Below are 2,622 nucleotides of genomic sequence, written 5' to 3'. Positions count from 1 at the left end.
TGTAGCGCGACAAACTGGATGAGGATTACGCGTCAATCAGGATGAGAAAGTGATTGTCGCGGCGCGTCGATCAGTGCCTGTTTTGATTGTCGCTGGCAAGTTCGTCGTTCTCATCCTGATTGTCGCGGATGGTCTCGAGGACCTTTGGGGTGGTGTAGGCGGCGGGGCGCCCGGCGCCGGTGCGCCTGGCCTGTGCGGTGCGCCGCCGGTAACTTTCGACGTTCATCTCGAAGATGGTGGCGTGGTGGACGAGCCTGTCCACGGCGGCGAGCGTCATGGCGGGATCCGGGAAGACCCTGTTCCATTCGCCAAAGGGCTGGTTGGCGGTGATCAGCAATGACCGTCGCTCGTATCGGGCGCTGATCAGCTCGAAGAGCACCGACGTCTCGGCCTGATCGCGCGAGATGTAGGCGAAGTCGTCGAGAACAAGCAGGTGGTATTTGTCGAGTTTGGCCATCGCGGATTCGAGTGCGAGTTCGCGTCGCGCGACCTGCAGGCGTTGCACGAGGTCGGAAGTTCGGGTGAACAGAACCCTCCAGCCCCGTTCCACCAGAGCGAGGCCGATTGCCGCGGCGAGATGGGTTTTGCCACCGCCGGGCGGACCGAACAGAATGAGATTGGCGCCTTGCTCGAGCCAGCCATCGCCGGCGCACAGGGCCATGACTTGGGCCTTGGAGATCATCGGCACGGCATCGAAGGCGAAGCAGTCCAGGGTCTTGCCTGCGGGCAGATGGGCCTCTGCCAGGTGGCGTTCGATCCGGCGGCGATCGCGTTCGGCGAGTTCGTGCTCGGCGAGCGCGGCGAGAAACCTGCTGGCGGGCCACCCCTCCTTGTCCGCCTGGGCGGCAAAGTCGCCCCAGATGTGCTTGATGGTGGGCAAGCGCAGCTCGTTGAGCATCAGGCTGAGGCGCTGTGCATCGATCATGGGAGCGGCGTTCATGCGGCTTCTCCCTGTTTGATCAGTCCGTCGTAGATCGAGAGCGGCACCAGTTCGACCACGACTTCGGGCAGATCGGCAGGGTCCGGACTAAACCGGGCCCGCAAGGTTGTCAGGCACGGTGTTCGGCGCGCGGTCAGGTCTTCGGCCAGGAGTCCGGCGAGTTCGGCCTCGCATGCGCGTTCGTGGGCCATGGCCAGAAGTTCGACGGTGGTGCGGCAGGCCTCCCGCTCGCCCTGAACTTCCAGCAAGTGCTCGAACATCAGGCGATAGGCATCTCGCGGGAACAGGCTGTCGCGATAGACCAGCCCCAGCAGCGCCATAGGCTTGCGGCGCAGGGAATGGATCACGTGGCGGTAATCGACAACGTGGCCGTGCTTCCCGTTCATGCCTGCGCGGCCGCGCGGCAGGGTCATGAGCCTCGTGCCCCCGATGAAGACGTCGAGGCGGTCATCATACAGGCGGACCCGCAAACGGTGCCCGATCAGGCGGGATGGGACCGTGTAGAACACCTTGCGCAGCGTGAAGCCGCCCGAGGACGTGACCGTCACGAGGATCTCCTCGTAGTCGGTGGTGCGCACGTCCGGCAGCGGCTGCAGGAACTTGCGTTCGGCATCGATCCCGGGGCCGTGCCGCCGGTTGCGCGCATTTACGACCTCGTCGATGAAGCGGCGATAGTCGGCAAGGTCGGCGAAGTCACCGCTACCGCGCAGCAACAGCGCATCCTTCACGGCAGCCTTGATATGGCCATGGGCACTCTCGATCGCGCCGTTCTCGTGAGCAACGCCCCGGTTGTTCCTCGTGGGCTCCATTCCATAATGGGCACAGAGCGCGTCATAGCGCTTGGTCAGATCGATCCTGGCATCGGCGTCCAGATTGCGGAAGGCGGCCGAGAGGCTGTCGGTGCGATGTAGCTTCGGCGCGCCGCCTGCCGACCAGAGCGCGTTCTGCAGCCCTTCGGCCAAGGCGACGAAACTCTCGCCGCCCAGGATGATGTGCCCATGCTCGAAGCCGCCACAAGGAAGCCGGAAGTGATAGAGCAGGTGGTCCAGCGGCTGTCCGGCGATCGAAACTGCCAGATCGTCCATGCACGTAAAATCGGACAGGCCGAGCCGCCCCGCCTCGTGCACTTGCCGGAAAATGACTTCGCGATCCTGTCCGTTCATGGCGCGCCAGTCACGAATGCGCCTCTCCAGGGTTCGCCGGGAGCCGAACTCCGTCTCGGGATATCGGCGCCGTAGTTCCTCGAAGATTGCTATGGGCCGGAGGCCGGGAGCAGCCTCCAGCATCGGCACGACAACTTCATCGAAGATACCGGCAAGGGGATCAGGCCGGCGCCGACTGCGCGGTGTTTGCCGCTGTGATGGCAGCCGGGCGTCCTGCAGAACCCGATAGCCCGTCGCCGGACTGAACCCAGCCTTTGCCGCCGCCAGAGCGACGGGGTCATTACGTCTGTTGGTCATGAAAAGTCTCACCTGATGATCGTTGATGTGTCGGCCGGCCACACGCCAGGTCCTCCTCCCCGGAAAACCCGATGCATAGCGGCCACCACGACCATCACAGGCACCCCGCAAAGAGCGCCTCCGGTGTGTCGGGACCGGCTACGGGCTACGCCCTCCGCCGATCCCGACACATCGGATTCTCATCTTGATTGTCGCGCTTTCTCACCCTGATCGTCGCGCGAC

General features: G+C 64.1%; 2 protein-coding genes. Both read right to left on the bottom strand.

Features of this window, described 5'->3' with window-relative positions; all coding sequences use genetic code 11:
* Positions 1–70: 70 nt before the first annotated feature.
* Positions 71–940, bottom strand: a complete 870-nt coding sequence (istB, locus tag NN5_RS24415) for an IS21-like element helper ATPase IstB (RefSeq protein WP_067739245.1) — start codon at positions 938–940, stop codon at positions 71–73.
* Positions 937–2,442 carry an IS21 family transposase gene (gene istA / locus NN5_RS24410; protein WP_067739242.1) on the bottom strand — a complete coding sequence of 502 codons (1,506 nt, stop codon included), beginning with the start codon at positions 2,440–2,442 and terminating at the stop codon, positions 937–939. The genes istB and istA overlap by 4 nt, the downstream gene beginning before the upstream one ends.
* Positions 2,443–2,622 lie beyond the last annotated feature (180 nt).

The organism is Novosphingobium naphthalenivorans NBRC 102051 (genome assembly GCF_001590985.1).
GTDB lineage: Bacteria > Pseudomonadota > Alphaproteobacteria > Sphingomonadales > Sphingomonadaceae > Novosphingobium > Novosphingobium naphthalenivorans.
Note: the sequence above shows the minus strand (reverse complement) of the source record. Positions and strands in the feature narration are given on the sequence as shown.

What these genes read in the sequence shown, in the direction of transcription:
- istB (WP_067739245.1), bottom strand. Translation starts at nt 940, where the DNA reads ATGAACGCCGCTCCCATGATCGATGCACAGCGCCTCAGCCTGATGCTC.